The sequence below is a fragment of the Gemella haemolysans genome, from assembly GCF_001553035.1.
Lineage (GTDB): Bacteria > Bacillota > Bacilli > Staphylococcales > Gemellaceae > Gemella > Gemella haemolysans_B.
In genome coordinates, this window is sequence record NZ_KQ959935.1 from 1 (window position 1) to 4,110 (window position 4,110).

Sequence of the window (4,110 nt, forward strand, 5' to 3'; positions counted from 1 at the left end):
AATATTTTGTCCAATTTTTTGGGTTCAGTACCGTTTAAAAAGATGGTTATTTTTTATTGTCTTTTTTTAACGCTACAATACATGCACTAGCTACTGAAACAATCAATAGATTTATTCCAATAACCGTCTGTACAATTTCGTAAGCTGACAACTTGCTACTCCTTTCTTCCAGATTTTGACACTTATGAGCATAAGCACCATCCCCTTTCATATTGAAGTAGCCACCATCCTTATCGAAAACTAATGTTTTCCAACTTCTCTCTCCAATTTGATTATATCAAATTAGCCTATGATTATCAACTATTTACGAATACGCTTTACATCCAGTACTTTAAGAAAATATTAAGAAATCTATCATCAAAAAAGACTATTGTTTTGATAATCATTTCTTATTTATTAAAATTTTATGCAAGCTTTACCAGTTTTTATATTTACACAGGAAAATAGGGGAATCACACTATTTAATATAGTATAATTCCCCCTAAATCCCCACTAGAAATTCTATTATTTTTAAGAATTCTTCTTTTTATTTTCAAATATAATACTACATTATTTTTTAATTAATCCTTCTTTTTGTAGATATTCTTTTGCTACATCATAAGCAGGTTTACCTTCAATATCTACTTTGTAGTTCATTTCAGTCATCTCTTTTTCTGTTATTTTTCCAGCAAGTTTATTTAAGATTTTTTCAAGTTCAGGATGTTTTTTCAATGTCTCTTCTCTTAATAACGGTGCCCCTTGATATGGTGGGAATAAATGTCTATCATCATTTAATAATTTAAGCTTATTAGTTATTATTTTACTATCCGTTGAAAATACATCGATAATATTTACATCACCATTTGAAATAGCTTGATATTTTAATGCTATTTCCATAGTTTTAACATTAAGATTCAAGTGATAAAGATTTTTAAGTCCTATACCACCATCTTCTCTATCATTGAATTCTAATGAGAATCCAACTTTTGAAGAATTTTCTACTAATTTTATATCTGAAATATTATTTAATTTATTTTTATTTGCAAAATCTTCTGTTACGGCTAAAGCATAAGTATCCTGGAATTTTGTAGGTTTTAGGTACACAAGATTATCTTGTTCGAAAATTTTATTTTTAGCAACTTCATAAACCTCATCAGGATCATTAGAAGCAACAGTCTGAGGTGTTTTTAATAATGTTGTAGTAACTGTACCTGTAAATTCTGGATAAATATCAATACTTTTACCTTTTAACGCCTCATATAAGAAGCTTGTTTTACCAAAATTAGGTTTAACCTCAACATTAATATTTGTCTCATCTTCTATTAAAAGTTTATACATATTTATTAATATCTCAGGTTCTGCTCCTATTTTACCAGCTATTATTAGTTTATCATTAGACATTTTTCCAATCGGGAAAAAGCTGATAGTTAAAGCCACTACAGCGGCAAGTAATGAAGCTAAAATAGTTTTTGGTTTTTTATCTTGTAAAAATTTAATTAATAACCCAAATAGAATCGCTAATATTGCAGATGAAATAGCTCCAATTAGAATTAACGCTGAGTTATTTCTATCTATTCCTAATAAAATAAATGAACCTAATCCCCCTGCTCCTATTAAAGCGGCAAGTGTTGCTGTACCTATTATCATAATACTCGCCGTTCTCACACCACTCATAAGTATTGGCATAGCGAGTGCAAGTTTAAATTTTTTCAATTTCTCAAGTTTTGTCATACCAAAAGCTGTTGCTGCTTCTTCTAATGATGGATCAATCTCCGATAATCCAGTAATCGTACTTTGTAGTATTGGGAATATTGCATATATAACTAATGCTACAACTGCTGGTAATGTCCCTATCCCCGTAAACGGAATAAATAAACCTAGTAATGCAAGAGAAGGAATAGTTTGGAATATACCCGTAATTTGTAAAAACCATTCACTTGTCTTCTTATTACCTGAGATAATTATTCCTAACGGAACTGCTATAAAAATTGCAATAATAAGTGATAATAATGAAATTTGAAGATGTTCATATAAACCTGTTATCCAATCACTTTTTCTTTCTAAAAATGTACTTACTAAATTCATTATTTATTCCCCCTTGCAAAAAATTCGCGAACAAAATCATCCGCAGGGTTTTCTTTTAATACTTCTGGTGTAGCAATTTGAACTACTTTACCTTCTTTTAAAACACAAATTCTATCAGCAAGTTTCATCGCTTCATCCATATCGTGAGTTACAAAAACTGTTGTCATTTTATATTCATTGTGCAAAGTTTTAATTAAATCCTGTAATTGAACTTTACTAAGCGGATCTAGTGCAGAAAATGGTTCATCCATCAATAAAATTTTAGGATTAGCAATTATCGCTCGCAATATTCCAACTCTCTGTTTTTCTCCTCCAGAAAGTTCTTTAGGAAGACGATTCATATAATGCTTCGGATTCAATCCTACTTTTTGAAGTAAATCCTCTGTTTTTTCTTTAATTTCCTTTTTATCAAAGTTTTTCATTTCTGGAATTAACGCAATATTTTCTGCGACAGTAAGATTCGGAAATAGTGCAATTTGTTGAAGAACATATCCAGTTTTAAGTCTTAATTCCCTTAAATCATAGTCTTTCAATCTCTTATCTTCAAAATAAATATCACCCTCAGTTTGTTCTATTAATCTATTTATTAATTTTAATGTTGTTGTTTTTCCACTTCCACTTGGTCCTACAAGAACAAAAAATTCTCCTTCTTGTATTTCAAAATTTAATCCATCAAGTATCAAACCATTTGTGGAACAGCATAATGAAACATTATTATATTTAATCATTTTATATTTCTCCTTTCAATACTAGCTTTTCAATATTTTTCTTCATATTATCGTTAAAGATTGTATAGTATTCTGTAAATAGTTTTTGTTGTTCACTTGAAAGTTGTCCTATTGCTTTTTCTTCAGCCTCTCTTAGAGGATCCAAAATTTTTGATGCATATAAGTAACCTTTTTCTGTAAATCTTACTATTTTCTCCCGCCTATCTTTTTCTTGTTCCTCAAAATAAATATATCCTTTTTCCTTAAAAGTCCTCATTGCTGCACTAACTACTTGTTTCGTAGAATACGTTTTTTCACAAATAGTATTTTGAGTTATTCCATCCTTTGTATAATAAAGACAGGTTAAGATTAATAGCGATTTTCCTTGCAAACCATTTTTTCTAGCATAGTACTCATATAATGAGTTGTTCTCATATTTTTTTCTAGAAAACATACTTGAGTATTTTAATAGACTATTCACTTATTTTCACTCCCTACCTAAAGTCACAATTATTCTCAGCAATAATATTTTGGACATACTCTTTATCTAAAAACTTCAAATGTATTTTTTGTTTTTATATTTATTCTTCATTTTTATGGACAATGAAAAGTAATTCCAAATCAGTAAAATCTTTTGACTATTATCTTATTACAAAACCTATTAGTAATTTTTAAAATACTAATGAGTTAATTCTACTCCTACAATCTACAATTGTCAATAAATTGATTTTCATAAAAATAGACAATCAGTAAATATTTTACCAATTGTCTTAAAAATCTATTAAATTTATATTTAAAAATATAAACGCCTATTTGTTCTCTATCCTTTGTTTTATCTTGTTATAACGACGAATAACATTAATACGTTCGAATAAATATGGTAATAATATAATAACAATAATAATAGAATTTATTACTTTATTTAATGTTTCTCCAAAGACTCCTATCAGTAGTTCTTTATTTAATATCGAAATAAGTAGATAGATACAACACAAAATAGCTGTCCCCAGATTTAACATCCAGAATACTTTCGTGTTGGTCTTCTTAGTACTAAAATGCTCTATCTCTTCATCTGATAACTTTGTTAAAAGTATTTTTTCTTTTTTTATCAGCTCTCTAGATATTCCAAATACTATCAAGTAAAAAATACAGAATATCATCGAAAATACTTCAAAAATAATTTCTAGATTCATAATATCCACCTCCATTTAAATTTATTATATCACATTACCTGTACAAAAAATTCCCCACATATAACTCGCATAAAAAAAGTATTATAACTTAATCTTCGTCACGTATTATACGAATCGTAAGCGTCCAATAACGAGGTATATTGAAT

At 28.2% G+C, this 4,110-nt stretch carries 3 protein-coding genes and 1 pseudogene; all 4 read right to left on the reverse strand.

What is annotated here, in order from left to right; all coding sequences use genetic code 11:
* Positions 1-549: 549 nt before the first annotated feature.
* Positions 550-2,064 (reverse strand): ABC transporter permease/substrate-binding protein, encoded by a 1,515-nt coding sequence (locus HMPREF3186_RS02420; protein ID WP_060913777.1) that lies wholly within the window; start codon positions 2,062-2,064, stop codon positions 550-552.
* Positions 2,065-2,066: 2 nt separating this feature from the next.
* Positions 2,067-2,792 (reverse strand): annotated as a pseudogene (locus tag HMPREF3186_RS02425) (ATP-binding cassette domain-containing protein); the annotation flags it as partial.
* Position 2,793: 1 nt separating this feature from the next.
* Positions 2,794-3,252: a MarR family winged helix-turn-helix transcriptional regulator gene (locus tag HMPREF3186_RS02430; protein WP_060913779.1), complete on the reverse strand. Its 459-nt coding sequence runs from the start codon at positions 3,250-3,252 to the stop codon at positions 2,794-2,796.
* Positions 3,253-3,580: 328 nt separating this feature from the next.
* Positions 3,581-3,964: a hypothetical protein gene (locus HMPREF3186_RS02435; protein ID WP_060913780.1), complete on the reverse strand. Its 384-nt coding sequence runs from the start codon at positions 3,962-3,964 to the stop codon at positions 3,581-3,583.
* Between the last annotated feature and the right edge of the window lie 146 nt (positions 3,965-4,110).

Coding starts and splice junctions, on each gene's coding strand:
- HMPREF3186_RS02435 (WP_060913780.1), bottom strand. CDS start 3,964: ATGAATCTAGAAATTATTTTTGAAGTATTTTCGATGATATTCTGTATT.
- HMPREF3186_RS02420 (WP_060913777.1), bottom strand. CDS start 2,064: ATGAATTTAGTAAGTACATTTTTAGAAAGAAAAAGTGATTGGATAACA.